The following is a 25,092-nucleotide window of genomic DNA, read 5'->3' as shown; positions in this document are numbered from 1 at the left end:
GGGGCTATTTAACGAATTCCCCCTTATTAACGAATGTCCTCTTATAGGAAATGACGTTCTGTCCTTTGGTCGGACATCAGTCCTTATCGGGGGCAGGTGAAAACGGCAAACTTTCGGGCGGTGGTTCATTCAAAACACCCCAAAACAGACCCAGCTTAGTAACGGCCGCGACAAACGAGCCCAGAGCCACAGGCTTGAGCAAGTAGGAGTTCACACCCAATTGGTATGCATCAGCTAAATCGGTGTCCTTGTCGGAGCTTGTAAGCACCGCAACCGGGACAGTCTGAAGCTGCTTATCAGCCTTGATTGTTTCTAGCACATCAAGACCATTCACCTTCGGTAAACGGAGGTCCAGCAGAATGAAAGCCGGATTGCCCTGGGCGCGCTCGGCAAAACTATTTCTACGAAACAGGTAATCCAAGGCCTCTGCCCCATCCTTGGCGACGACCACATCGTTAGCCAGGTTAGAGCTCTGTAAAGCGATCAGCGTCAGTTCGCGATCATTGGGATTGTCTTCAACGAGAAGTATGGGTTTGAGCATCGCGGCGATCACTAACGGATGAGAAACGGTACTTTAGCAAACGCGCCTCAGTACGCACGCATGGAACGCCCTGAGGCCGGACAAATCAGTCATAGATAAATTACGACTATGCCCCAGCAGATGGCTATCCATACGGCGCAGAAAAGAATCGCGACCATTATCTCAGTAAGAACTGACATGAGGTGTTACCCAGCAGATGAGCGCGCATTATAGCCAAATAAGGGCAGCACTACGCTCCCTTCCACGCTAGGCCTGACTCCATTCAACGTCGGTGATTCCAAGCCTTTCGGCGTGGGGCTTACTGACCTTTGGAACTCTGTCACTGCGGTATTTTGGAATCTGGCCAAGGCCAGCATCAACCGCTGCCCAATGCCAGGCTTCTGAGTTGTTCATCAAATCCGCTCTTACATAGAATGTCTTGTAAGCACCGTGATAGAGGTAGTCGACTTTGTAATGTGGTGAGTTTGGCATGATTGAAATCCTCCTTGAGCCGAAAAAACTGATCGGCTTCATCTGAAAAAATTCCATGCTCGTTCACATCACGCGACGGAAGCCTCGCCCCGGCACAACTCAGCATCAGCATCAATGGATGCTTTTTCGGTGACAAGTGAAAATATGCTTCGTACGTATCCCCAGTAGAATGTAGGGCACGTCTATTTCCAGATGATGCAACACATTGAGGTAATCCGCTCGGGGGGAACGGATCCCTCTTTCATAATTACTTTGAGCATTGGCGCGAATGCCGGCTTGCACCGCAAATTCCCAAATACAGATTCCTTGAGCTTTGCGCTCGCTTTTCAATCGCTTTGCGATCGTCATGGCGTCCTCCTTCCTTAGACGGGACATCATGGCGCATACAGGACAGGGTAGGAACGCTCGAAAGGATATAACCGACGGTATAGAGCCCTCGAATGAGTAAAGAGCTTGATAAAAATCCTTGATAGCGGCACGCAAGGCGGCGAGGTAATAGAGGAAGTGAAGTAGTTCAGCCATTACACTTTGCGAATCCCGAACTGAGCAGCTTTTACCGTAGAGTTCTGGGCCACGCCTGCAGCCAGGTATAGCCCAATGCGCGACGTGATCACCGTCTCACTCATGTCAACTACCCCACGTTGGGTTTCCAGCTCTCCGGAAAAGTTGGCGGGCATCGTGAACGGCTCCTGGTACTTGTCCATCGACCGGTAATAGAACGTGGTCGAGGCACCGCTGACCGGTTTGGTGATAATCAATTCTGCCTCCCACGCCAGTATGCCGCGTGACGAGCCGACAATATCCACCGCCGAAACCATTTCGATAACGTCACCGGCCACCAAGTTTGTCGTAACGACGTTGGCTGTCGGCTGCATGTAGACGTACCCTCCTGCCGCCGACATTGTGCCGCCCAGTTCAATACACTGAGCTTCGCCGAATTCTGCAGGCTCTTTGAACCACCGGGTGGTGATACCGGTTAAGCCAGAGCCGACGGCCTTATACCCATCAGCCAAGACTGACCCAGCCACGGCGTTCACACCGGCCGGGAGAGTGCCGCCAGTTCCGGACAGTAGCGGGTTGGCATTGAGGCAGCCGAATGGACGGATAGCCGAGTAGATATCGCCAGCGTCCGTCGGCAACGGGATGCCAGGAAACTCGAAGTTGGAGGTGATGATCGGCACGACGCGGGAGCTGATGAAGTCCGCGCCCACGATATTCGGATGCAGGCCCTCTACAGTCATTGCCTCTGTGAACCCATCCCAGATATTTACCACGGGGACGAATTGGCTCACGTAGCTGATCACCCAGTCTTTGTAGGCAATGGCGTCGGCCAGCGCCTGCCCTGCCAGCGCGCGTCCGCCGAAGCGTGGAGTGCCTGTGCCGACGATGAGGTACTTGCCGGGCGTGTTCAGGAAAGCCGTGACGACCTTCATCACATTGGCCTTCGTGTCGGCAAGCGTCATCCCTGCGGTGGTGCTGTCGTTGGTGCGCGATAGCAGAAGCCACAGATCGGCAGTGGAAGAAGCGATGCAGGCCGGTAGCCTTGCCATGAACTGGCCGGTGTGGTCGCCGACCTTGCCCTGGTTATCGAGGTAGCTCGGGAACAAGCCGGTGCGCGCCGCGATCATGGCTGCGAAGCCATATGCCTCAGTACCGTACGCAGTTGCTGCAATCGTATGGCAGTTTCCGGAGAAGCTGTCACCAAGCAGCCCCAGCCCGCGGCGGATTGGCTGGCGGCGCGGGGCCTGATTGACCAAAAGGCTCATCGTGTCACCTCGAAGGATGCACCGGCTGAGGGTGTGATGCGCGTCGAAGAGTTACCGAGCTGCAGCAGGTAGCCGCCGTCACGGGTGAACGTATCCGTCACCACCCAGCTTGCACCGACCTGCTTTTCGACGGTCACGCTGCCGCCATTTGCCTTAACGATCAACATCGTCTGGCCCATGTATTTCTGAATCAGCTGGGTCGTCGCCATTTTATCGTTCCGTTACTCAGGGGTAATCAAGGGTTTGGGGAGCGCATCCACGAAGCGCTCGCACGCCAGCCCGGCTACTCGGGATTGGTCATAAGCTTTTGCCAGCTCTCCCGCTCGCGCGTCAGCCCGGCCGAGCAGGTCGGAAAGCACCATGGCGGCGCGGCTGGCTGCCTTGCTTCGTTCGGCAGCGCCGGTATCGCCGGGGGCGCAACTTGCGGTAGCGGCCAGCTTTCCGGCTTCGACGCGCAGCCGGTCGCCAGCACCGTCAGCGGCAGCAGCATCAGTAAGCGCAGCGGTCTGTTCTTGTCTCGCATCGTTAGCCACCTGGTTGGCCGCGTTCTGGCGGCGCTGTTCTTCGGTTCGGTAGTCGCTGGTTGTCGTTGCGACGGCTTGAGCTTGAGCGCCGAACTGCTTTGCCGATGTCGCCTGACACGCGAGTTCAGTAACTTGCACGCCGTGGCTGTACGCTCCGTAAAGCGATCCGGCGATGATCAGAAGCACCAAGAGAACGCCGCCCAGCTTCAGGTACAGCTGAGTGGCTGGGCTCATGGCACATCCTTGAAGAAGATATGATGACCTTGCTTCATCGTCTGCTTGGCCATCGCCGCCCATGCCGGGGCCTTCGGCATCGTGGTTGCGTAGTAGTGAGTCGCGCCACCAGTCGGGTCTGGCTGCTTGCCGTCGATCACCAGGTCAGCAGCAATACGAGCCTGAGCAAGTTCGCGGAACGGGATCGCTTTGGCCCCGGACAAGAATGGATAATTCGGGTCGTTTTTGTTCCAGCAACTGAACTGGTAAGGCTTCAGGCACACTCCGCTATACCCTTCACCCCACCAATCCGGCTTGCCGTCATTGTTGAGGTCCATATCGACGCGGTTGCGAATGGTCCACGCCACGGCGATCTGGCCATTCAAGCCCTCACCGCGCGCCTCTCCCCACAGGGTGCGCGCCAATACATCGCGATCTTTTTCAGTCACGGTCATGCTTTTCTCCAGGCAATAAAAAACCCGCACAGGGCGGGTATCGTTTGTTTTTTCGTAGTGGAGGCTTAGGTTCCAGGAAGCCGAGCAAAAACAGCACCAGGCGCGCCGTTGTTAATCCATGCCGTTGTCCCTACCGAATAGAGCTGAAGGCGATTTGATGAATAATCGAACCTTACCCCTGAGCTGTTCCACGTTGTTTGCTGGGCGGCCAGCAGCCCCCTGGAAAACGGATTGATCATGAAATACTCATCTGTGGCCAAAGCGCCCACAGCTGCCGATAGGTAGTAATACGCCCTACCTATGTCGAGCTGCACCGCCCCTTGATAACTCCAAGCGTTAGTTGCTTTGGTGACCAGTACAGGCGGAAGTCCTGAGTCATAGATGATGACCCCGGCTGCATCCCACATTCGCAACCCCCAAAGGGCGGAGGACTGCGAAGCAAACACCGCAGCAAACCATTTCCCTGAAGGCCTCCAGTTGACGTTCCCCGCTGATAGCTGAAACCCAGTCCAGTTGCCGGGAGAGCCGAGAATGTACATCCCGTTGTACAGAACAGAACCTTGGTTTGCATTCCTGATAAAAATACAAGGCGGCTCAGTTGTTTTTATCGGCTTGGGAAACGTAATGGTTACAGCGCTTGATCCTGATGCTGCGTATGATCCGTTGCACATGGCACAAAGCCGTGGCGTATCGGAATCTATCTGGATGTAGTTGTCATTGTTTTGGACAGTTAGGCCGTAGGTCAATTTTTGTACCTCATCACCAGCAGCCGAAACTGAATTTGCGAGCCATACACGGAATCGGCGTTAGGCTCTTGCGGGTTCCTCGAACTAACGCTCACCGAACCTGATGCGACTGAAACAAAGGGCATCGCTCCTTTAGCTAAGCCGCTATTGGAGCTTGATATAGGAAGAACAGTAGCGACGCAGTTGGAGGTATTAAATCCCGGAATAGATATACTAAAAGCGTTGGTACCATTTAGCTGATAGACCTGATTGTGGATCACCTGATAAGTAAAACTATCGGTATCCATTTCAAGGTCGCCTTTGGCATTCCATGTTCTAACACCGAACGTCATAAGATTGCGTTCCCATGTTGCATACCCAAGCCTTGATCAGAGGTTGGAGGATCCTAGTATCTGCTCAGGCAAAAACATGCCTGCTGATCGTGGGCTGAATATTAAGAGGGACGTGTCGGCCGCTTGGCGAGGTCCGGAAACTCGGGGTGTCCTTCTTTCCAGGCGCGCACCTTGCCACGATAGGAAAGCCATTGAGTGCGTGAGCCGGGCAGAAGATCATCAGGAGGAACATCTGCCTCGGCCTCTTCCAGCGCTTCAAGCTGCCTGTTTATGATTACGATTTGCTCTTCTCGCCACACATCTTCAATTTGGGCCAGAAGCATGCGGCTAGAACCCCATGTACGCGCACCGAAATCCCAAACCTGATCCACAGCAGCGGGGTTAGGTACCTGTATCGCATCGTCGGACGGCACGTAGTTGAAATACCCGAGGTGCGTACCATTCGGCAGAATGTAGTAAAGCGCCGTCTCTCTATCTGCAATGACTTCAGAGCTTAGTTCTTGTGTATCACCTATCATTCTGAAGTACCTCCCAACGTGATCACAAGAACCCAACTCGTAAAGCTCAAGCTTACGTTTGCATTTGTAGTGTTATTTATGAGCACTGGCCCAGTGCTGGCGATTATCCCAGAGCAAGTGTCGGTATTTAGGACCTTAATTAGCAGACCCCGAATAGTGGTGCCCGCCGCATCGTACTTCAGGTCCTGTGGGTACAAAGTGGCCCCTACCGCATAGCCAGCGTCAGCGGAAATGCATCGATAGTAATAGTTCATAAACTGAGGAATAAACCCCAATGTATGACTGAAGGAAAACGGAGCTGACGCGGACAGCGCGATGTCTGGCAACCTTTGCCACTTAAACTTTTTTATTTCCAACGCAGCAATTCGACTTTGCTGATCTGCGTAGCTGGTTGCCAAGACTGCTGCATCAGCAGCACCTACATTGATCACTTCGCCAAACAGCACCACACCCCAGACGCCGACCACGTGAGTTGGAAATGTTTCCGTGCCTGTACGGGGAGCGCCGTTAACAGCGTCGCTAACAATTTGGGTGGTCAGTGACCCGACCGTACCGCCGCTGCTGTTATCTGTCGTTCCTCCCATGATAGGGGCGGTTTCAGCTCCTGACCCTGCATTCGAACCGCCGCCAGCGCGAAGCCGCATTTTGTGGCCTTGAAACTGATCCTGACGAATGGTGCCCGGCGCAAAGCCCAGCGTTCCGTCCGCCCTGAATACCACGGGGCCTATAGAACCAGACTGTCTGCCGTTGTAGTCAGGAACGCGTATCTGGTTGTTCGCGGTGTCGATTGCCCAGCAGCCGCGCTTGGTTGGATCGGACAGCCATAGTGCTGCAGTTGTGACAGGGACCGGTGGTGTAGCGAGTTGCAGCGCCGCCCATGCGTCAGGGTATTGAGCCGCAGCGTTGCTCAGGAGCTGGCCGTCACCGAGGATCACACCGGCGGCATTAAACGTACGGCTTGGCAAGGTCTTAATTTCGCCGAAGATGGCGGCGTTTCCACCGCTTTCTACTTCAACCAATACACCATTCTTGAACCCGTAGGTTTTCCCATCAGTGATTGACGGAAAAACAGGCATGAACCCGGCTTCGACAGTATTAGAAACCGGGTGCTGCGCGATACCGCGCTTGCCCACGTGCGCACTGATCTGAGCCTGAAGCTTTCCCAAACCGCTCAGCACGGTGTCAGTCGCGGCGATGACGGCGGCGCTATCCAGCACCAGACCGGCCAAAGCGGTACCCAGCGTTCGTGCTCCAGTCCAATACTTGTTCGTTTCCCCCTCTCTCAGCTGATCAGTATTCGATGGCCCGCCGGATGCATTCTCCGCCTCCTGTGCGGATCTCGCAGCATCAATCGCACTTTGCTCAGCCGCTTGCCTGAATTGCTCCGCAGAAATAGCAGCTTGCGACGCTGTATGAGCGCCCTGAGTAGCGATTCCTTCACTTTCCCCGGCTGCCTCCGCCGCCTGCTCTGCCGCCGTTCGGTCCAAGCCAACCTGAGTTGCAGCCAGCCCTACCGTGATTCGATCTTCGCGAGCAGCCGCAGCAGACTCAGCCGCGGATTCGGCGCTCTCTGTCACATCCACAAAGGACTGCGAAACTGCGCGGAGAGCATCAGCAGTATCCTTGTTGTATCCCTGAATGGGGGTAATCGCGTAACTGCCGCCCGTTAATGTGTCGCCTATGTATGCAGGTAGGATCGAGAGCACCGAAGCGCTGGCGATGTTAGTCACCTCATACTCACGACCGTCGGGCCCTTTAAAGCCGTCGCCGACCCTGCTATTGGCTGCGAAGGACGTTCCGCTGCCCGTGACAGTTGTTGAATTTCGAACGACGGAAACCGTACCGGTTCTGTACCAGCTCATTAGTTAAGCCCTAGATATGGTTATTGAGTGCTCAGCCTGGCGAACGGCTTTGCAGGGAAAGCGCGAGGCGATAGACAAGCCCGCACCCCGGCCCGGCCTTACTCAGTAAGGTCTCCAAGCTGCACCCGCTTGTTACCTTCAAGGTCGTAAACGCGAATGGAACGGTTGGTGATGGACAGTCGGCCACCGCCAGGCACAACCCCATTGATTTCCAGCGTTCCGTCCTTGTTGAGGATCCACCCTTGCTGCCCAGCGATGTAGTTCGTAGAGCTGATGTAGCTCCCGATCTTGGCGTTGGTGATGGTGCCGTCCTGAAGAAAGGCGGACCTCATGAACACCTGCCCGCCTTCAACGGCGAACGGAACAAAGCTCGCCCCTCCAGCCATGGTGGTCAAAATCGCAAACCGGTCTGCCGATACCAGGAACTGGCTTTGCAAACCTGCTGGTCCGTTCTCGATCCCAAGGCCCACACCGGCCGCGACATATTGGCCGTCGGCAGTGACCTGCATCTTGACGGACCACGACGTTGTGACCTTGCCGTTTACGTCGGCGACCGCAGTGGCGGTCTCCTGTATGGCTGAGGTGTTATCGCCGACCGTGGCAGTCAGTTGGGAGATGGCTTGTGCCGTTGCCAGCTTGTCTGTCGCCACCGTCTGTGTCAGCTCGGTAAGGTTCGCGACGTTCTCGCCGACCTCAGAATTCAACTCAGTCAGTCGCTGAACCAGAGCGCTGTTCTGAGCCGTTCGGACCTTGACCTCTTCTGCGAAGCTGGCCGTGGCGGTCCAGCCTCGCAACGCATCGATCATGTCGCCTTCGCCGTTATCGTCCCGGCTTGCCGCCCTCAGCGACTGCAGCGCGGTAGCCTGAGAGGTGAGAACGCCATTGATCTCCTGGATGGATGTGGTGTTCAGCTCGATCTGTTCCGCGAATCCGTTCGCGGTTTCTAGCAAGTCACCCACGTCGGCCCAGTACGAGAGATTTGGCGGTGGCGTATCAATCGGTACATCCTGCTCCGCCTGATAGATCCTGCCCGCCACGACAATCATCTGCCCCTTCGTGTAAGTCAGCTCTGGGTCGTAGGCTTTCAGCCCGTCCAGCGCGTCGAGCTGCTCCTGCAGGTCATCAATCTTGTCAATTTTGTCTTTGATGTCTTGGCCAAGCTCGGTTTCGCCGATCTGCCCGGATATCATTTCCAGGATGGGAGCAGCATCAGCGCTGGACTGCCCCTGAACACCAACACCCAGCGGATACCAGGGGCCGATGTTCCCCGTTCGATCCACTAAGCGTGCCCAGAAGTAAAAAGTGACACCGGCGCGCAGACCGAGCATTGAGAAGTCGGACTGTGGATAGGTCGCATCTGTCAGCTTTATGGCCGCATCCAGGCTAGGCGATGGGCTGTGCCAGATTTCGGTACGCTGAGTATCCTCGGCACCAGCTGGAAAGCCCCACTTGATGTAAATGCCGAACAACAGAGGCGTTGCCGTCAGGTACGCTGCTGCCGGTGGAATTCCCTGCTTTCCGCTTAGGGTGGTTAGTACTGAATCACGCCATACCGACGAGATATCGAATGCACTTACCGCACGGACACGCGCCACGTAATCGCCCGCGTAAATTCCCTCCACCTCTACGCTGTTCATTCCCGTGCGGGGAAGCTTGATCCAATTGCCGCTGTCTTTGCGCCATTCCACGTCATAGCTGACTGCACCAGTCACGGTGGGCCAACTGATTGTCATCGTGGCTACTGACAGACCCTGCACAATCGATGAGGTCGCAGTCAGCGTCACGCTAAGCGGAGCGGCAACAACTGTGACCGGCACGACGCTAATAGGCCTCTGCTCAAGGCGCGCCCCCGTGTCAATGTGGGCGAACTTGCTCGGGTCGTACTGAACGGCCGATATCTCGAAAACGCCGGCTTCCGGCCGGGCCACGCTGACTACTCGGTACAGCGGGATAGCCAGGTCATCCGCATCCAGCGCCCAGACCAGTTCACGCTCAGGTTGGACCGAATAGGCCGTGGTGACAGTGACCTGACGACCGCCCACCAGTTGAACGGTACGACCCTCACACTTACCGTCAGGCAAGTTCAAGATCAGCCGGTCGCCGGATTTGGCCTGGGTGTCCCGGTCAAGGGTAATGACTCGGCCATTCACGGCAGAGATTCGGCCGCCAACAGCGCGTCCGGCGAGCAGTTCATCTGCAATCGGGATCACATAGCCTGGCAGTGGAATCCTTCCGTCCAGCCCTACCCTGAAGACGACGGCGCGGTCTTTGGAGTTTGTCAGCAGCGCCCATTTACCGCGCCGCTGCGCTTCCGACTCACGAGTGCAACCAATCGCGCTGACCTCAAGTGGGTTATCGCCATAACGACGCTGAAGCTTCGGATCAGTGACAGCCGTCACATCGGTGTCGTAGTTATTCAGCGGATTGTCATAGCTGATCAGCGCCCGGGTGTAGCGAGTACGCTCCGAGGCGCTGGAATAGGTGAACTTGCCGTCGATGACGTTCGCCCTGGTGTAGGCGAAGTCGAAATCAGTAGCGCGAGGCATGTCCGAGAGCGTGAAGACTTGGCCCTGAGCCCAGTAGGTCATGCCACGATAAATTGCCGAGATGTCACGGAGCAGAGACCAGGCGTCAGCCTTGCTCTGCAGGTTCAAGTCGCAGATGAACCGCGGCTCCATACCGCCCTTCCCGTCGGGCACCAGTTGGTCGCAGTACTGGGAAATCCGGTACAGCTCCCACTTGTCCACCATCCACGACTTGATACGGCGACCAAGGCCGAAACGATCATTAATGGTGATGCCGCGCGTTACCCAAGAAGGGTTGTTTGTGTACGCCTCCTTAAAGGTGCCATCCCAGATGCCCGTATAGGTCCGAGTCTCAGGGTTGTAATTGCTTGGGACAGGCCACTTTCGAGATTTGCACGCCACGGTGACAGCAGGAATGCTGCGAAACTGCTCAGCGGAGAACTCGATGTACAGCAGCGCTGTGTTTGGGTAGCGAAGCTTTGCGTCGATGACCTCCGTGAAACCCGCGATCTGCATGGTGTCGGATATTTTGTTGTTGTTCTGGTTGACGGTCAGACGAGTGATTTTCATCAGCCAGCCCGAGGTCGCCTTGGGTAGGTCAATACGCCTGGTGCGCTCATAGGTGCTGGTTGTCTTGCCATCAACCGCTTCGCTCAGAACTTGCTGATAAGCACCGCCGTCGGTTGCTACTTCAACCTTGTAGGCGATCCGATACCCTTTGATGTTGCCGCTGGAATCCACGGACTGGAGAGCTGGCCACGCAAAACGGACACGCACTGCCGAAAGCTGGGTATTAGTGATCGACCTGACCCATGGCGTGGAGCTGCGAAGCTCAGTGCCGATGGTTGTTTCATTCTCAACCGATGGAATGCCTTGGATGTAAGTCTGGTCTACAGCGCCGCTGCGCCACTCCCACTTCACATTCGGGAAGTTCATGTTGCCTTGAGGGTCTTGCAGCGGGGTGTTGTCGAGGTAGATGTCACGAGCGGTGGGAACGCCTTCGAACTCACCCTCCCCGACTGCGATCAGCATTTTGGCGATAGCAATTGAGCGCAGGCTATCTGGCGCTTCCGTTGGCGTTTTAGGCTTGTCTTCGCCGCCCTTCGCGCCGTAGATATCGATCTTTTCTGCTGCGCCCATGCTTTTCTCCAGGCAATAAAAAACCGCCTCAAGGGCGGCTGCGGTGTTTCGAGCTGTGGCTACATCTGATCTTCGGCGTAGATCGCGGCGCTGATAATTGCGCCGCCCCATCGACGTTCGCCGATACACAGAGGGACAGGATTACCGGATGCAGTCGTGTTTTTGGCGCTGCCGAATGCGTAGCCGGGCGTGTTCTCCGGTGCAGCACTGGTCTTAAGACCCCCAGCTTGCGGGCTGAGCATTTGGATTACGCCGCCAGCGACGAGGCCGATACCTGCACCTATGAGCGGCGCGCCAAAAGGAGTAGCCGAGAAGATGACACCTGCGACGATCAAAATAGCCCCGACAATCGTCTGAAGAATGCCGCCGCGCTTGCTGCCCACCACCACAGGGGCAACGCGGATTTCGCCAGCGCCGTTGTAGTTGAGCTCTTTCTCACCAATGTTGCGCTTATCGCGAAACACAGCGAATTCAAGTCCGCGTGATTTCGCGTTAGACAGAAAACGCTCGAATCCAGGGATTTGTACGCACAGGGCTTTGATCGCCTCGGCTGGAGAATTAACCGCAAGCCTGAAGGTTTTCCCGAATTGCCGGAGCTGCCCGTGCAGTCGAATCGTTGTCATCGGATGGTAGTTTATAGCTGAGGCTTGCATGCTTTTCTCCAGGCGTAAAAAAACCGCCCTGAGGCGGCTTAAGATGTTTGGATGTCAGTTGTAGTCGACGTATGGCCCAATATAGAAGCCAGCCATATCGCCGCTGATTCGGTAAAGACTCTCTTTGCCAGGCTGCACAGTCGCCGCGATGGTGCGAATTGCAGCGCCTGCACAAAGTCCAGATCCTGCCAGGCCCGCACCGAGATTTGGCGATCCAGGAGGAAGATAGAAGGTAGCGCGCTGACCTGTGCCAATTTTTGCGGCTCTGCGCCCGTCGACATACACAACGATGTCGCAACCAGAGCCAACCGCACCGGAGTCCCGCACTACGGTTATCCTTCCGTTTTCACCGGACGGTTTAGTTTGGAAGGCATATAACTCGTCCGACGGGACTGGCTTAGCCTCTCTCACCGATATCGCCGAGGATGCGCACCCAGCCAGCATAGCCACAGCCAGCGCCCCAATCAAAATTCGCATGATGTTCCCTCATAGATGATGGTTGAGGGTATCACCTGTATCGTGGAGGACGGAACGCCGGGAGCTTACGTCAGCCAGATATGGCTGGAAAGTAAGCTCCGCTAACCTTCATCTATCTTTGAACTTGTTGTAATGATATTGGCAAGACAGTTCAAACGTCCTCAAGGAGGAGTAAGGATTTGCAGATTTTGAAGCAGTATTTGAAAAAGGCATTGCTTGGAACTACCTGCGCTATAGGCGGCGCTATTTTAGGGTCCTCTACAGACCTTCTGAAAGAGCAGCTGTGGCCTTGGCTTTACGGCGTAGGACATTACGCAGAGGATGTGCTCGATCCGATATCGGAAGACGAGCTTATCGGAGTAAACCTGGTTTTTTATATCCCTCCAGAATTTAGGAAGGGACATTCAAGTGAAGGCCTTTCCGCATCTATTCCTGCAAAGCAATGCCTTAAAGGCAAACACCAGGTCATACGGAACTTTGACGACACGTCTGATGATCATCAGACTAACGCGATCGTGCACATTACTTGCAGGCCGTCTGGCCGACTGACAGTCTCTCTGACCCCTCAAGACGGCAAAATTGTCGAGATATACGATGGCATTTTTAATGATGGTGACAGGGCCAGCTTCCCGGGAGTACAGGGTAGCTACCATGCAGGGATACTTACCATGCACTGGCTGAACTCAGTCAAACCTGAAGGCCCTTTATTACCAGTCAACAAGTGCCAGATCGACAACAGTTGCGCCCCAAAGGATTTCACCACAGAGTAATCTAGATTGCAGCATGGGGCGGTGCGCCCATCCAGCGTGGATGGAATGCCAGTAACTGCTTTTGAGTTCGACGTAGTAGCGTTGAGCCCTCACTAACCAAGGAGCGGTCATGTCAATTAGAAGTCTTTCGCAGAACCTACCGGCCGACCCAGACAACAAGGGCTGGGTCTTGGGCTGGGCGGTGCTTAGGGATAAACCTGCCGCTTGGCATTTGGTCGATGTGTACGCGAGTAAGGAAATTGCCGAGGCCGAGGCTGCGCGCTTGAACGACGGATATACCGTCAGGTATGGATCACACCGACTCGGCTCGGATGATTTCATAAGCGGAATTACGCCGCCTGAAAGCTGATCCGACCAGGTCCTGACGCAACCAGCGCGTTAAGCCCCGCTTTGCCGCTGTAGCTGCGGCTATACCCGCCTTCGCTCTGGCACTTTCCGGAGAATTTCACGCGACCAACCTCGACGCCTCTATCTAAAATGGCTATCTCAGCTTCGGCCCCGCAGATACCCGACTCGGTAGCAGTGAAAAGGTCTCGAATGGTCAGAGTGTATCGCTGCGTGGCGTGCATGCCCTTCTCCAGCGGCCATGCCGCGCTATATAGTGGATGGTGCATCTTCATGCCTGAGGATAAGGCGCGTTCGATCAAGCCACGGCCCGCCGAAAACGATTATTTCGCTCGGACGCCCGTAGAGATGGTGCAACAGGAAAGGCCCCGGCCCGAAGGTCGCCGCGTCTTCGTCCGGCAGCTTCGGATCTGACCCGAGAAAAATCCCCGCATGGTTCGGGTGCTCTGTCCGGCCGACCTGCATGACGATCATGTCGCCGCGCTGAGGAGTATCAACCTGGTAGAAACCGGCAGCCTCATAGTTGGCTTCGTACAAGCTGACGCTGTCTTTGCTCTCCCACCAGCCATCAGTTCGCTTGAAAGCCTCAAACTCAAGCCCCCATTCGCGCTTGTACCAATCCGCACAGATCTGCCAGCAATCCCACGCACCGTGAACGAATGGTCGCTTAAGCAGCGGCGTGTTGCCGGTCGGCACAATCGTTCGTAGGTCGCCTTCCGGCCAGCTCAGGATGTGCCAGGGCAACTCAGTCGCTTCACACATCGCCAAGTCGCGTGGTGAAGGCCGGCTGGTTGCGTCTGGATGTGAATGCACGATGCCGATTACATCACCAATGTCTTCTGCCCGGGCGTAATCCTCTGGATCAATCCGGAACTCTTCAGTCGGATCGGTTGAAGTGTTCGCGCATGGGAAGTATTGCTGCTTGCGACCCACCGCCAGCAACAGGCCGCAGCATTCTTTCGGATACTCGGCCGCAGCGTGCGCCCGCACCCTTTCAAGGATGTACTTGAACATGGTCAACTCCGCGCGATGAGTGAAACGGCCGGGAAACCGCCGAACGAAAGCTCGTTGTTCTCGCCGAAGCGCAACTTGCAGGACGACAAACACCCTTTGCACTCGTCCTTCGAGGGATCGTCAGTCGGGTTGTCTTCGTCGTCAAACATGGCCTGGCCGGTGTATCCACAGTCGGGGCCGCGATAACCGTTTGTCATTGCCCAGTGGCAAAACGTCGTCATCTGCCGCCCCGGAAGGCCGTGACTGTCGATCTCGCCGGGAGACGAAAGCTCCCAGGCCACGGCCTCGCCGTCCTCGCTGGTTTTCTGGTCGATGTACCAGATTTCCAGCGCCTCTTGAGTCGGATCAGCAGTCGGGTTGCCGTCGGAGAAATTGGCGGCGTCCAGGTACTGCGCAAGGGTCTCGCGCACAGTCAGCTTGAACTTGAGCATGTCCTCGAAGGCCAGACAAAGCGCCGTGACTCGGCCGTTGATGTTTCCCGCAGCGAATGTCGGCCGCGCCGCCGTACCATCACTGCTGGAAGAAATCCCGTCGATCTGAACTGGCCATGCGGCGTACTCCTCGCCCTGCCACCATATGGACTTGGCTGGCAGATCCTCGTCCGATTTCTCGTAGGCCAACAGCTCTTCCGGCGTGTGCGGAATCGCGTGTCCATGAAACCGCAGGTAATCCGCCCCGTACTCAGTCCCATCTATTTCAAACAGGCGAATTTCGCCACCGGGCTCCAGCTTCTGTATGTCCGTGATCAGTGCCATGGGCGGTTTTCTCAGGGATGGAAGGTTTGCTCAAAGGTGGCGGTGATGGCGTAGACCTGGCCGCCGCGGTGCACAGGCTTATAGCCAGTGCATTTGTAGAGGCCCAACACGCCAAGAGGCGGCGTCCAGAGAAATCCCTTTGCCCCCTTGTGGCGGTCAAGGAAACGTCTGATCTCCAATATCCGATCTTTCATGCCGGTGAAGACAACCGGCCAAGACTCGGACTGGTTGTTGATTCCATCCTCTACCGACTGCGCATACCCATCGCCGAACTGCTTAGTCCGGACGCGCTGGGTGACATCGCCATCCGCGCCCTTCTCTGTAGCCAAGGTGAATCGTTCGATAGCCATCAGCGCCCCTTAATTGCATTGCTGATCACGCCGCCTTGGCGCATATCGACGTTTCGCAACTGCTGGTACTTCTGCTCAACAAACGTCGCTAACTCTTTGCCGAACAGCTCATAGCCAGGCGCATCAGACGATGATGTTGCGTTCCCATCGCCGTCGATATGAACCTCAACGTTGATCTGGGTACCGCCAACGCCTCCACCTACTGATATCACGCCCAACTTGCCACCCGCAGTACGCGTCAGAGGCATGATCGCCTCTGGCCCAGCCTCACCCATCAGGCCTGTCTGCCCACCTGACATCCCAAAGGCTGTCGGCTTGCTGACCACGCTGTTGGTGAACGCACCGCCATTGGCGAACATCTGCACGCCACCGCTCCATGCACCGCCTTTAGCCTGCTGAACGCCAGACCAGCCCCTAAGCGCGGCACCGCTGTAGCCTGCAGATGTGGAACCGGCCGAAGTGGGGGTGCCGCTGCCGGTTACGTAGTTCACACCAGCACCGACAAGCGAACTCAGTAGCGCAGAGCTTGCCTGCCGAGTAGCAATCCGGGCCATATCAGCCAGGATAGATTTGGCAAGATCAGAGAACGACAGCTTGCCAGTCATGGCGAAGTTGACGATCGCGTCTTCCATGCCGGTGAATGCATTGGTGAACAGGCTTTTGGTCTGCCCCGCTACGTCACGCGCCGACTCCAGGTAATTGCTAAAGGCGGACGTTGCACCATTACGCCAGTCACTCTGCGCTGCCGACATCTGCTCGTAGTTGCTAAGCGTGGTCTCGGCAAGATCCTTCTCGCTGCGGTTGATCGCTTCCAGCTTGGCTTGGTATTCCTCGGCGCTCATGTTGCGCGACTTGTCGGCCTTGTCGCGAGCCAGGTCCAGGCGTTGCTGGTTGGCCCGGTCCTCGATGCCGTTTAGCGAGCCGGTCAAAGACGCCTGGCGATCACCCTGCCCGACGCCAGTCGCGGCCCGTCGCCCTGCACGTTGCAAGGCGGCGTTTTGCTGGTTGAGTGCGTCGGTGTAGCTGCTGATTGCGAGCTTTTGCTTCTCGATACGGCCGGTTTCGGCATTGGCGAGCACTTCAAGCTGGGTTTCAGCATCCTGCTGAGCCTTGACCATACTGGCGCGCGCATCAGCGATCTTCTGGTCGATCTGGATGCGCTGAGCGGCGGATGTAGTGGACTTCGCCCGAACGGCTTCAAGAGCTGTAATCTCAGCCTCGTATGCCGCCGCAACCTCTACCCGCTCCTGCTCAACCAGAGCGACGCGCTGTTTGCTGTACGACTCAGCCGACACCATTCCAGCCTTTTGGGCTGAATCCAGTTCCTTCTGGATGTTTTGGTAATAGCTGGAAACTGACTTTAGTTGGTTCTGGGCGTCGTTGAAGCCACTCAGGTCTACAGCCGTGCCAGCGGTCTTCGGGTCCTTGTTCTTGTCCGCAATGTTCGCCAGCCCTTTGGCTACAGCGGCAGGCTGAACCTCGGCTGCGTTAGGGTTTGCGAGCCTGATCTTCTCAATGTTGCGCAGGTATTCCGCAGAGAGCTTGGTGCGTTTCTCTTCATTGGTGAGGCTTGCATCGTTAGTAGCCTTGATCGCGATACCGGCACTGATGGCCTCTTTCTGAATTCTGACATTGTCGGCTTGGTATTGGCCTTTGGTCTTCTCCGCTTCGATCTGGAGATTTATAAAGTTTAGCTCGGCCTGGATGGTGTCCCGCGATTGGCCGCCACCTCCGCGCGGACCGGCACCGGTATTGGTCGCGCTCGCCAGCGCCTTTTCAAGCACCGCCTTTCTATCGTCCAGTGTGCTGTCGCGCCCGACTTCAAGAGTCGCATCAAGCGCACCCTTCGCCGCGTTCTTAACTGCTAGCCAGCCACGCTCGATGTAGCCCAGGTTCTGTGTGATTTCCCCGGCCCGCGTCTGCACCGCATTCGCGTAGGTGTCGGTCAGCAGCTTGACTGCCCCGACCTCATCACCTTGCGACTTGAGCGCAACAATCTGGGCGTAAACGGCCTGAGTCAGGAAACCGTATTGGTCGTTCAGGTCCTTCGCCGCGGCTACCGGGTCCTTGCCGATCTTCACGAACTCTTCGACGGTTTCGGATGCAGCCTTGCCTGTTGCTTCCTGCATTGCCAGCGCAGCGCGGGCAATTTCTCCGAATGAATCGGTTGCCACCTTGCCAGATGACGATAGCTGCACCAAAACCTCGGCAGCCGCGCCAGTGGTGCCAACGGTTGCCGATATCTGCTTCGCGAGCGTGGCGAGCTGAGGCGCGCTTGTACCAGCTGCGTTGCCAGTCAATATCAGGGCATTCTGGAAATCAGTGGTTTCCTGAGAGCCTTTGTAATACGCCAACCCCAGAGCCGCCGCGGCAGCCGCTGCGACAGTGAATGGATTAACCAGCCCGAGGACATAGCCGCCCAGTGCTCTAGCCGCTGGCCCGATGCCGCCAAACATATCTTTGAGCTGGCCGCCTTGTTGGAGCAGCACAGTCAGCGGAGCCTGGCCACCTTGCAGCGACACTGCGATGTCAGTGAACTGAGCAGGAACGCCACGCAGCGCAGCCGCTGTCTGCTTGGCAGTGTTGCCGGTGCGGGTCAGGGTGTCATCAAACCGCCCAAGGTTCGCGCGGGACTGATCGATCTTCGCCTGGTATTCGCTGAACGTTGCGGCATCCAGCCCGACACCCTTGTGCTTCGCAAGCTTGGCTTCCATCTCATCAAGACGGCCGAGCGCCTTAACTGTCGGGTCAATCTCACCCAGCAGGTCAGCCAGTTCGTCCTTTTGCTTCTTGATGGACGTCGTGGCCTTTTCAGCGCCTTTGGCTACACCTTCGGCAGCCTTCTCCGCACGTCCGCCTGCCGCCGTGAGTTTGTCGAGGTCAGAGCTCGCCTGCGCGGCATCGGTCGAATCAACCCTGATGCCGAGTTCAGCAATGGTTGTCATGCGCGCTCCGTTACTTCGATTCGCTCATAACGAGCATGGCTTCAGCCTCCATGACACGAATGTCCTGGAATGCTTTGGTGGTGTCGGTTTTCTTCATGCCCAACAGTTGGGCGACGGCGGGGATTGCGGTGTAGTCCAGGCCGATAGGGCCACCCATACCGACGCGCCATTGCGTGGACATTGCTTCGAACAGGAGGAAGGCGGGCCAGATATCTGGCCACACCTCGAACTCAACATCGGGGATGTCAGCCTTGGTCATGCCGAAGGCTGCGAGGTCAGCATCTGACGGCCCAGGCTCATACAGTGCCCGGGCCGCCTGCGTCAGTTTCCCAGTCGGGCCGGGTTGTATGCGCCCTGATAGGCTTCCAGCACTGCCTGAGGTGCGCCGACGCATGTGGTCACCAGCGCAGTGATTGCCTCATCATCGAACTTGTCGTCGAAGGTCCAGCCGGTCACGATGTCCTTGATCTGGGAAACTTGCAGCTCAATCTCGGCCACCGTCGCTTCCTGCCACGACATCTCTTCATCCTTGACCTTGGCGGCATGTGCGTCCCGCGCCTGATTCCACTTGTCGAACAGTGCCGACAAGTCCAGACGGTTCATGTAGAGGAAGGTGAACCCCACCTCTTCAGGCTTGCCACCGACGCGGGGAATAGCGACCTTCGCATCGAAGGTGGGGGCCTGTGCAATTTTGATCTTCGCCATGGGTTACGCCGCCGCCTGATAACGAGTCGGGCGCGAGGCCAGCGACAGAGTGATGGTGCGAGTCATGATGTTGTTGCGAGACAGCGACGGCGTCGAGGTGATCGAGATGTACGCGTTGTAATAGATCTCGGACCCATTCGGCAGCTTCAGGCGCACAACGCGGGCTTCCTTGTCCTCGTCTGCGCTTTCGCAGATCGGCACGTAAGGCAGCAGCGGGTCATCCGCGACAGTGATGGTCATGCTGATTGGCGACTTGGTGGTCGGCAGTTGACGGTCGTCATCGTCTTCCAAGAAGCCGAAGGTCGTGAACTGCTGGTCGCCGCCGCTGGTGGCCACTTCGGTAATCTGGGCAATCTGAGCCCAGGCACTGACGGTGCGAACGGAGCCAACACCGGCACCGGCCGTGTAGACATTGGTCTTGGTGGTGTCGATGCCTTCCAGTGCGAACGAGTCAGCCAGCGCAGCGTCAACGCGGGCAACGCGGTCATTCAGACGGGTCCAGCCAGAGGTCACGACAATGATGTCGCCGTCTTCCAGGTCATGGCTTGCCGCCTGAACAACGGCGGGCTGCGCGTTGCTGATGGCAGTGGCCAGCACGGCAGCGCTGAATACCGACGCGATTTCCATGATCGCGCCGTTGGGGAGCTTGAACGCCATTGGTGTTTCCTCTTCTCAGAAATGACAAAACCCGCTCAATGGCGGGTTCAGGGTTGCCCAACGGGCGAATTAGTTGGTGTCAGAGCGGTACTGAAACGAAGCGGAGACGGTGAGCGTCGTATCGCCAGTGATTGGCGGACCCGGCTCGACCGGTGTGAGCACCATTACTTCGAAGTCATCACGCTTGAGCCTGAGGAATGCCGGGAATAATTCGGCCAGTTCATCAACTATGCCCTCAGCGTCACCGGTACCGTTACCGACTGGCGTCACCACGTTGATCTGGAATACGCCGGTGTAGACCCGATGGTCTCCCGACAGCGTGTTCGTGCCGGTCCCAGCCGGGAGCATGAATGCGCTCAGGTAGGTCTCATCGGATGCGGGGGTGAAGTTCACGCCCTGATAGGCGACACGCAGCTCCCGTTCGGCCGCCCACTCGGCGAGACGCAGCTCGAACAGCGAGCGGATGATCTTATGGCTCATACCTGGTTGTTCCTGATGGCCTCGGCCACGATCTGTTGAAAGCGGGCAACCGTCACGCGGACCATGCCCGATGGGGCCTGGCTGCTATGGCCGTACTCCAGCGGAATGGCATAGGGCAGATTGTTCACGATGTAGGCTGTTTGGCCCGCTGTGAGCGAAGCGACCTGCCCCCTCAGCAGAGCCAGAGACATACTTCCACTCGGGTCGACGATATCGAGCGTCCCGTCTGCAGGAGCCTCGATAGAAAACTGCCAGTTGCCACGAAAGCGACCGCCGACATAGCCTTTGCCAGATACCAAGCCGTTCACGTTGTAGTTCTGGTCTCGCTCGGTCTTCGTCAAGGGCTTGGCATATTTAACACCCTTGCGCAGGTTTCCTGACTTAGTGAAATTGGAGTCGGTCAGGTTGATGACGGTGTTACGGACGGACACCTTAAAGTCGTAGTCGTCGGCTGCACGGGTATTCTTGGCTCGGAAGGCCACGTTACTAGCCCAAAGCTCTTGGTTTCCGACTGGAGACATTCGAATCAGAGAGCCGCCCAGTTCGATGATGATTTCTCGGAAACTGGCGTCCATCGCTTGGCGCGCGCCTTCGGCAAACTGGGCGATCTGCTCAGCGAAACTGCCATTGAGGCCTGCGTATCTACTCATAACCTGACCTGCAGCTCATAGAGCAAAGGAGTCCCGGCTGGATTGATCTCTTTCAGAGGCGGGATGATTGTCCAAGTGCGGCCTTGAACGATGACCTTGCTTAGCAAAGTCGGCGGCTGAACGAACCCCTTGGCGGCAAGTTTCAGCTTCTTGTCACCGACCTTGATCAGGGTATTGGTCTGGAACTCATCGCCAGTGAAGTCGAGCATGATGCCCTGGGCGGTACGCTCGGTGACGGTATCCGGTGCAGTGGCGCCCTTGCTCGGGTCATAGCCACCCTTCGTAACGTCCCGGATGGTGACCGGCTGGCCGAACTCAATGATAAGGTCGAGAGCCATCACGGCCATTTCGTCGTAGAATTTTGACATGAGAAGCGCCCCTTACGACTGCAGAGAGTGAAATGACCCCACTTCCGCCCGAAACAATAATAGAGCTTGCGCGAAAAAGGCTGATTCAAGATCAAGCTAAAAAGCACGTAAAGAAATTAGAAAGACAGTGCGAATCTCTACGCAGCGCCATAGCGAACGCGTTTAGGAGCACGAATCGACATGAGTGGGCCTCAAGTTTTGCCATGAGAATGGTTAAAGCTGATGAGCCACTTCACGAGAGATCAGAAGTCCTAATTTGCGAGCTCGAAGACGCGATCCAGAAAGGACTGATCGCTTGGATAACTACCAATGACTGCAGAGCAGATAGAGTAATAAAGGATCTAGAAGAATACGAAAAATTGCTTCCGTATTAAGCCCGAACGGCGAAAAGCCCCCGCCTCAACAGGTAATCCGCAAACTGTGTAGCGCTCGGTCGATCCGGAGCAGCGGGCAACAATCGCTTGCTTGTGCTGCTGATCACCGCGTACTCACGCTCTACAGCCCCATCGACCTTGTCCTTTGTCACCGCGCCTTTGCGCTGATCAACCGGATCGATATCATCTTTGTGGATCTCGGCGGCCAGAGCCATCTGGCCGTACTGAATTCTTGCCGGTAGATAGCGATCCGGCTTGTTCTCGCCATCAAGGCGAACCTCCCGACGAGGCCAGGACAAAGCCTGGTCGCCGGATGATTTACGTCCCTTCCATGTCATCCCGTCCATTGCCAAGGCGGCACGGCGCAGTAACGCTTCCTGCGCAACCGCGTCGGCTGGAATCACCACACCGAACTTCATGGCATAGAGAACCAGGTCCTCAGCAGTTGCGTAGCTTTCGGCGTCCGGCTTACCGGTACCGTCCTCGACAATGAGCATGGGTTATTCCTTGTTGTTCAGGCGGTCAGCTTCTGCCTTTGTGGCGTCTTCATCGCCAGCGAAATCACCGAAGCGCAGGCCGTCACGCGTGATGATGATCCACTGGTTATCTGCTTCCAGCTTGGGGATGTAGATCGGCTCGTCCTCAGTCCCATCGTTCTGGGTGCCATTGGACTGCTGCTTGGTTGGGCCTTTGCCCGACTTCGCAGGGGTTTTGTCGGCGGCCTTTGTCTTGCCCTTAACCGGAGTCTTGCGGGTTTCGACCTCTACGTCGACTTCGAGCGCTTTGTAGGCATCCACGATCTCGGGATAGTCGCCAATCACAGTGACTTTGGTCACACCGCGCTCCACGTTCCGGAAAAGATCTGGGTTGCGATAGCGCTTGTTTGGATCGAAGTCACCGCGCTGATTACTGTAAACGAGTTCCATGATGTTCTCCCTGGCGGCCATTGCTGGCCGCGCCGTTCGGATGATTTAAGCAGCCGGAGTGAGTTCGATCATCACGCCAGCAGTGACCTTGTCGCTGGTGGAGTGCTTGGACCAGTTGGCCGAAGAGCCCACAGCTGCGAGCGACGGGTTCGCGCCGCCGGCGGTTTCCTTCCAGCTGTAGCCCAGCACGTCGATATTGACGACGCCTTCAGCGCGATAGCCGATGCCGAGGTTTTCTTGGTCATTGACTTCGTACGAACGGAAGCCCGGTGCTTGCGACTCGGTGATGGTCACTGCGTTAGGCAGCAGCCCGAAGATGACATCGACCGGCGCGGTGTCGGTGACCAATACCGGCTTACCCAGCGTGCCAGGCAGACCGCCGTAGATCACGACACCGGCTTCTTCGTAGATCTTGTTGGTGATCGCTTCATCAACGATGTCGAAGTAAGCGGACGAGTGCATGACCCACAACGCGATACGGCCGAATTTGTCGCCGAACTTGCGCATGCCACGGGTCAGCGTCTTCTTGCCGTCGGTTTCGATGCTGGCCTCGACCACCATGCCCGGGTTGGAACCGATAGATGCACGCAAGGCCGCAGTTGCGTACTGCACGAAGCCTTCCAGCGTTGCATCAGCCACGTCCTGACCGATGATCTGGGAGAACTCTTCTACCGGACGACCGCGACGCTTGAACGCTTCCTCGGTGGTTTCGTACGGGCCGTATTTCCACGGTGCTTTGACACCGACCGCTTCACCGGCGCTGATCTTCTTGGCAACGACCTTCGCTTCGGAGTTGACGTCGCGGTGATCCAGCGAGCCCGCCAGCTTGTAGAAGGCGCGCTTGCGGAAGTCGCCTTCGATCAGCTCGTTGTCGAGGATGATCGCGCCGTTGGACGACTCGTTGAAGATGTCCAGGTTGTCCTGAACACGCTCGAGGTACGCGGTCTGGGCTTCATCGTTGTAGATGATCAGATCGCTGTTAACAGTTGTAGCCATGGGTGAATCCCCTTACTTGGGCAATTGCAGGAATGCGGTTTGGCCGTGCTTGCGCTGGTAGTCGCGCTTTTGCGTGGCTGACATTTCGGAGCGCTTCAATGCAGCCTGGCCGCTGCCCCCGCCCGGGGCATTCGTTCCTGAAGCCCTTGGCCACAGGTGAGGAGCGCTTTCGCGCAGGGATTCCGCCCATTCGAGCGGAGTCAGAGGGGTCTTGCCGTCTTTGCCGAGGATGGTCTGGCCCGAATCATCGACGGCGACTGCTTCGCCCTCTTCGTTCAGAGAGAACACGCCTTTGGCGCGCAGGATGATGTCGTCTGTTGCTTCGGGGAGTGCACCGGCCTTGAGAGCCGCGCCGCGTACCGAGTCGCCGAGGACTTTGCCCTGGAACTTGGCGGCGAATGATTCGGCCTTTTCAGCACGCGCGCTGACTGCCTTCAACTGCTTATCGAAGTCGCCGCGCAGGCGCTCAGTGCGCTTATTGAAGACCTCATCCACCTTGCCCTCTGTCAGCAGCTTGGTTTCTTCGTCCTGCCCGGCACGACTGAGTAGGCCTTTAACGGCGTCGATGTCGATGCCTTCAAACTGGGTTTCGAACTGGGTCAGCTTGGTGGACGTATCCTTCAGCTTGCCCAGCAGCTCGGAGTTCTTGGTTTTCAAACCCGAAACGGATGCTTCAACGGCAGTCGCGATAGCGGCCTTGATTGCCGGATTTTCCAGGTCGATTTCGTTTTCTTCTGCCACGGTGATGCACCCCTTGGGTATGAGTTGCCCGCTTTACAGGCATAAAAAAACCCGCCGAAGCGGGTCTATTTGTTTTTCTGAGCTAAATCCAACTGTCGTAGCGATTGAGCAGAACATTGTCCATCTGCCTAAGACTGACTTCATGACCGAGTTCGTCTTCAAAAAGATCGCGAACCTGCAAATAAAAACTTATATAAACTGCGTAGTTTTTTGACATACCCGCTGTTGTAGAAGCAAAAAACATGGACTCCTCATCAGCTATCCACTTGAGGGCTTCGCGAGCGCGCGAGTCGACCATCGGGAACAACGTCGGGTAGTGAAAATGAAGATATTTGGAAGCAAAGCTGCTGGCATCTTTTTTTGTCACATTGGTTATTGCATCACAAAGCCGGGAATGAACCTTGTTAACCGCAGTCGCCCGATTTCCAGTCAGCCTCTGGCCGACGGGTAAAAACGATGCTTCGAGAGCTAAGTCCGAGCTGCAAATTGATTCTGCAAGACGAACATAGAAACCTGCCGTTGATCCCTCATAGTCATCGTCGTCATCCTTTTTCCGACGCTCCACTGACGCTGCCAAGCTTCGGCCAATGATTAGTGCCTTAGACGCAACCTGAGCTGGATCGGTATGGCTTGGGTTCTCCCTGACAAAGCTATACAGCGCCTTGTTAGCCGGGATGAAGATACCGCAACCCTCATCAGTGCCTAAAAATGCATCGGTTAGGTAATGGCGCTTTTCCTTTTGAAACTCCATGGCTCTCTCCTCGCTGAGATCTAACATGCGAGCAGAGTGCCA

At 56.5% G+C, this 25,092-nt stretch carries 31 protein-coding genes; 2 read left to right on the top strand and 29 right to left on the bottom strand.

Annotation, left to right across the window (positions count from 1 at the left end; all coding sequences use genetic code 11):
- Positions 1 to 76 precede the first annotated feature (76 nt).
- The 14 genes from K3169_RS14250 to K3169_RS14185 all read right to left on the bottom strand — a co-directional run bounded on the left by K3169_RS14250 (position 77) and on the right by K3169_RS14185 (position 12,223).
- The gene (locus K3169_RS14250) at positions 77 to 541 is read right to left on the bottom strand and encodes a response regulator (protein WP_263272077.1); all 465 of its coding nucleotides are present in this window, start codon (positions 539 to 541) and stop codon (positions 77 to 79) included.
- 246 nt (positions 542 to 787) lie between these two features.
- The gene (locus K3169_RS14245; protein WP_263272076.1) at positions 788 to 1,012 is read right to left on the bottom strand and encodes a DUF6555 family protein; all 225 of its coding nucleotides are present in this window, start codon (positions 1,010 to 1,012) and stop codon (positions 788 to 790) included.
- 111 nt (positions 1,013 to 1,123) lie between these two features.
- A complete protein-coding gene (locus tag K3169_RS14240; RefSeq protein ID WP_263272075.1) occupies positions 1,124 to 1,360 on the bottom strand; it encodes a helix-turn-helix domain-containing protein in 237 nt (78 codons plus the stop codon).
- 173 nt (positions 1,361 to 1,533) lie between these two features.
- Positions 1,534 to 2,778 carry an SGNH/GDSL hydrolase family protein gene (locus K3169_RS14235; protein ID WP_263272074.1) on the bottom strand — a complete coding sequence of 415 codons (1,245 nt, stop codon included), beginning with the start codon at positions 2,776 to 2,778 and terminating at the stop codon, positions 1,534 to 1,536.
- Positions 2,775 to 2,987 carry a hypothetical protein gene (locus K3169_RS14230; RefSeq protein ID WP_099268920.1) on the bottom strand — a complete coding sequence of 71 codons (213 nt, stop codon included), beginning with the start codon at positions 2,985 to 2,987 and terminating at the stop codon, positions 2,775 to 2,777. The genes K3169_RS14235 and K3169_RS14230 overlap by 4 nt, the downstream gene beginning before the upstream one ends.
- Positions 2,988 to 2,999: 12 nt before the next feature.
- On the bottom strand, positions 3,000 to 3,536 hold the full coding sequence (locus K3169_RS14225) for a DUF2514 domain-containing protein (RefSeq protein WP_263272073.1): 537 nt from the start codon (positions 3,534 to 3,536) through the stop codon (positions 3,000 to 3,002).
- Entirely contained in the window at positions 3,533 to 3,970 is a 438-nt protein-coding gene (locus tag K3169_RS14220) for a cell wall hydrolase (RefSeq protein WP_263272071.1), read from the bottom strand. The genes K3169_RS14225 and K3169_RS14220 overlap by 4 nt, the downstream gene beginning before the upstream one ends.
- 65 nt (positions 3,971 to 4,035) lie before the next feature.
- Positions 4,036 to 4,716, bottom strand: a complete 681-nt coding sequence (locus K3169_RS14215) for a hypothetical protein (RefSeq protein WP_164581519.1) — start codon at positions 4,714 to 4,716, stop codon at positions 4,036 to 4,038.
- Positions 4,713 to 5,048 carry a hypothetical protein gene (locus tag K3169_RS14210; protein ID WP_263272070.1) on the bottom strand — a complete coding sequence of 112 codons (336 nt, stop codon included), beginning with the start codon at positions 5,046 to 5,048 and terminating at the stop codon, positions 4,713 to 4,715. The genes K3169_RS14215 and K3169_RS14210 overlap by 4 nt, the downstream gene beginning before the upstream one ends.
- 101 nt (positions 5,049 to 5,149) lie before the next feature.
- The gene (locus K3169_RS14205; protein WP_263272068.1) at positions 5,150 to 5,566 is read right to left on the bottom strand and encodes a hypothetical protein; all 417 of its coding nucleotides are present in this window, start codon (positions 5,564 to 5,566) and stop codon (positions 5,150 to 5,152) included.
- A complete protein-coding gene (locus tag K3169_RS29760) occupies positions 5,563 to 7,296 on the bottom strand; it encodes a hypothetical protein (protein ID WP_263272066.1) in 1,734 nt (577 codons plus the stop codon). The genes K3169_RS14205 and K3169_RS29760 overlap by 4 nt, the downstream gene beginning before the upstream one ends.
- 230 nt (positions 7,297 to 7,526) lie before the next feature.
- On the bottom strand, positions 7,527 to 11,093 hold the full coding sequence (locus tag K3169_RS14195; RefSeq protein WP_263272064.1) for a host specificity protein J: 3,567 nt from the start codon (positions 11,091 to 11,093) through the stop codon (positions 7,527 to 7,529).
- 59 nt (positions 11,094 to 11,152) lie between these two features.
- On the bottom strand, positions 11,153 to 11,746 hold the full coding sequence (locus K3169_RS14190) for a tail assembly protein (RefSeq protein WP_263272063.1): 594 nt from the start codon (positions 11,744 to 11,746) through the stop codon (positions 11,153 to 11,155).
- Between the two features lie 54 nt (positions 11,747 to 11,800).
- On the bottom strand, positions 11,801 to 12,223 hold the full coding sequence (locus K3169_RS14185) for a hypothetical protein (RefSeq protein ID WP_263272062.1): 423 nt from the start codon (positions 12,221 to 12,223) through the stop codon (positions 11,801 to 11,803).
- A 179-nt stretch (positions 12,224 to 12,402) separates the two neighbouring features.
- Here K3169_RS14185 and K3169_RS14180 point away from each other — a divergent pair, with 179 nt between their 5' ends.
- Together K3169_RS14180 and K3169_RS14175 are read left to right on the top strand one after the other, a co-directional pair.
- Positions 12,403 to 12,993 (top strand): hypothetical protein, encoded by a 591-nt coding sequence (locus K3169_RS14180; RefSeq protein ID WP_263272060.1) that lies wholly within the window; start codon positions 12,403 to 12,405, stop codon positions 12,991 to 12,993.
- A gap of 109 nt (positions 12,994 to 13,102) precedes the next feature.
- A complete protein-coding gene (locus tag K3169_RS14175; RefSeq protein WP_263272059.1) occupies positions 13,103 to 13,342 on the top strand; it encodes a hypothetical protein in 240 nt (79 codons plus the stop codon).
- A 245-nt stretch (positions 13,343 to 13,587) separates the two neighbouring features.
- Here the strand turns inward: K3169_RS14175 and K3169_RS14170 are convergent, their stop codons facing one another.
- The 15 genes from K3169_RS14170 to K3169_RS14100 all read right to left on the bottom strand — a co-directional run bounded on the left by K3169_RS14170 (position 13,588) and on the right by K3169_RS14100 (position 25,050).
- The gene (locus K3169_RS14170; protein ID WP_263272058.1) at positions 13,588 to 14,352 is read right to left on the bottom strand and encodes a C40 family peptidase; all 765 of its coding nucleotides are present in this window, start codon (positions 14,350 to 14,352) and stop codon (positions 13,588 to 13,590) included.
- Positions 14,353 to 14,354: 2 nt separating this feature from the next.
- On the bottom strand, positions 14,355 to 15,107 hold the full coding sequence (locus tag K3169_RS14165) for a phage minor tail protein L (protein WP_263272057.1): 753 nt from the start codon (positions 15,105 to 15,107) through the stop codon (positions 14,355 to 14,357).
- Positions 15,108 to 15,118: 11 nt separating this feature from the next.
- Positions 15,119 to 15,457: a phage tail protein gene (locus K3169_RS14160; RefSeq protein ID WP_263272056.1), complete on the bottom strand. Its 339-nt coding sequence runs from the start codon at positions 15,455 to 15,457 to the stop codon at positions 15,119 to 15,121.
- Positions 15,457 to 18,402 carry a phage tail tape measure protein gene (locus K3169_RS14155; RefSeq protein ID WP_263272055.1) on the bottom strand — a complete coding sequence of 982 codons (2,946 nt, stop codon included), beginning with the start codon at positions 18,400 to 18,402 and terminating at the stop codon, positions 15,457 to 15,459. The genes K3169_RS14160 and K3169_RS14155 overlap by 1 nt, the downstream gene beginning before the upstream one ends.
- A gap of 10 nt (positions 18,403 to 18,412) precedes the next feature.
- A complete protein-coding gene (locus K3169_RS14150; protein ID WP_263272053.1) occupies positions 18,413 to 18,661 on the bottom strand; it encodes a DUF1799 domain-containing protein in 249 nt (82 codons plus the stop codon).
- Positions 18,662 to 18,723: 62 nt separating this feature from the next.
- On the bottom strand, positions 18,724 to 19,107 hold the full coding sequence (locus K3169_RS14145) for a phage tail assembly chaperone (protein ID WP_263272052.1): 384 nt from the start codon (positions 19,105 to 19,107) through the stop codon (positions 18,724 to 18,726).
- Between the two features lie 3 nt (positions 19,108 to 19,110).
- A complete protein-coding gene (locus tag K3169_RS14140) occupies positions 19,111 to 19,764 on the bottom strand; it encodes a phage tail protein (RefSeq protein ID WP_263272051.1) in 654 nt (217 codons plus the stop codon).
- A gap of 69 nt (positions 19,765 to 19,833) precedes the next feature.
- Positions 19,834 to 20,244, bottom strand: coding sequence for a DUF4128 domain-containing protein (locus K3169_RS14135; RefSeq protein WP_263272049.1), 411 nt, complete (start codon positions 20,242 to 20,244; stop codon positions 19,834 to 19,836).
- Positions 20,241 to 20,894, bottom strand: coding sequence for a hypothetical protein (locus K3169_RS14130; protein WP_263272048.1), 654 nt, complete (start codon positions 20,892 to 20,894; stop codon positions 20,241 to 20,243). Before K3169_RS14130 ends, K3169_RS14135 begins: the two co-directional genes overlap by 4 nt.
- The gene (locus tag K3169_RS14125) at positions 20,891 to 21,262 is read right to left on the bottom strand and encodes a hypothetical protein (RefSeq protein ID WP_263272046.1); all 372 of its coding nucleotides are present in this window, start codon (positions 21,260 to 21,262) and stop codon (positions 20,891 to 20,893) included. The genes K3169_RS14130 and K3169_RS14125 overlap by 4 nt, the downstream gene beginning before the upstream one ends.
- A 370-nt stretch (positions 21,263 to 21,632) precedes the next feature.
- Complete coding sequence (locus K3169_RS14120) at positions 21,633 to 22,133, bottom strand: DnaT-like ssDNA-binding protein (RefSeq protein WP_263272045.1); 501 nt, start codon at positions 22,131 to 22,133, stop codon at positions 21,633 to 21,635.
- A gap of 3 nt (positions 22,134 to 22,136) precedes the next feature.
- A complete protein-coding gene (locus K3169_RS14115) occupies positions 22,137 to 22,562 on the bottom strand; it encodes a CTP synthase (RefSeq protein ID WP_263272044.1) in 426 nt (141 codons plus the stop codon).
- A gap of 45 nt (positions 22,563 to 22,607) precedes the next feature.
- Complete coding sequence (locus K3169_RS14110; RefSeq protein ID WP_263272042.1) at positions 22,608 to 23,558, bottom strand: Ig domain-containing protein; 951 nt, start codon at positions 23,556 to 23,558, stop codon at positions 22,608 to 22,610.
- 12 nt (positions 23,559 to 23,570) lie between these two features.
- Positions 23,571 to 24,299: a hypothetical protein gene (locus tag K3169_RS14105; protein WP_263272040.1), complete on the bottom strand. Its 729-nt coding sequence runs from the start codon at positions 24,297 to 24,299 to the stop codon at positions 23,571 to 23,573.
- An 82-nt stretch (positions 24,300 to 24,381) separates the two neighbouring features.
- Positions 24,382 to 25,050, bottom strand: a complete 669-nt coding sequence (locus tag K3169_RS14100) for a hypothetical protein (protein ID WP_263272039.1) — start codon at positions 25,048 to 25,050, stop codon at positions 24,382 to 24,384.
- Positions 25,051 to 25,092: the final 42 nt, after the last annotated feature.

It is taken from the genome of Pseudomonas phytophila (assembly GCF_025643095.1).
Taxonomy (GTDB): domain Bacteria; phylum Pseudomonadota; class Gammaproteobacteria; order Pseudomonadales; family Pseudomonadaceae; genus Aquipseudomonas; species Aquipseudomonas quasicaspiana.
Note: the sequence above shows the minus strand (reverse complement) of the source record. Positions and strands in the feature narration are given on the sequence as shown.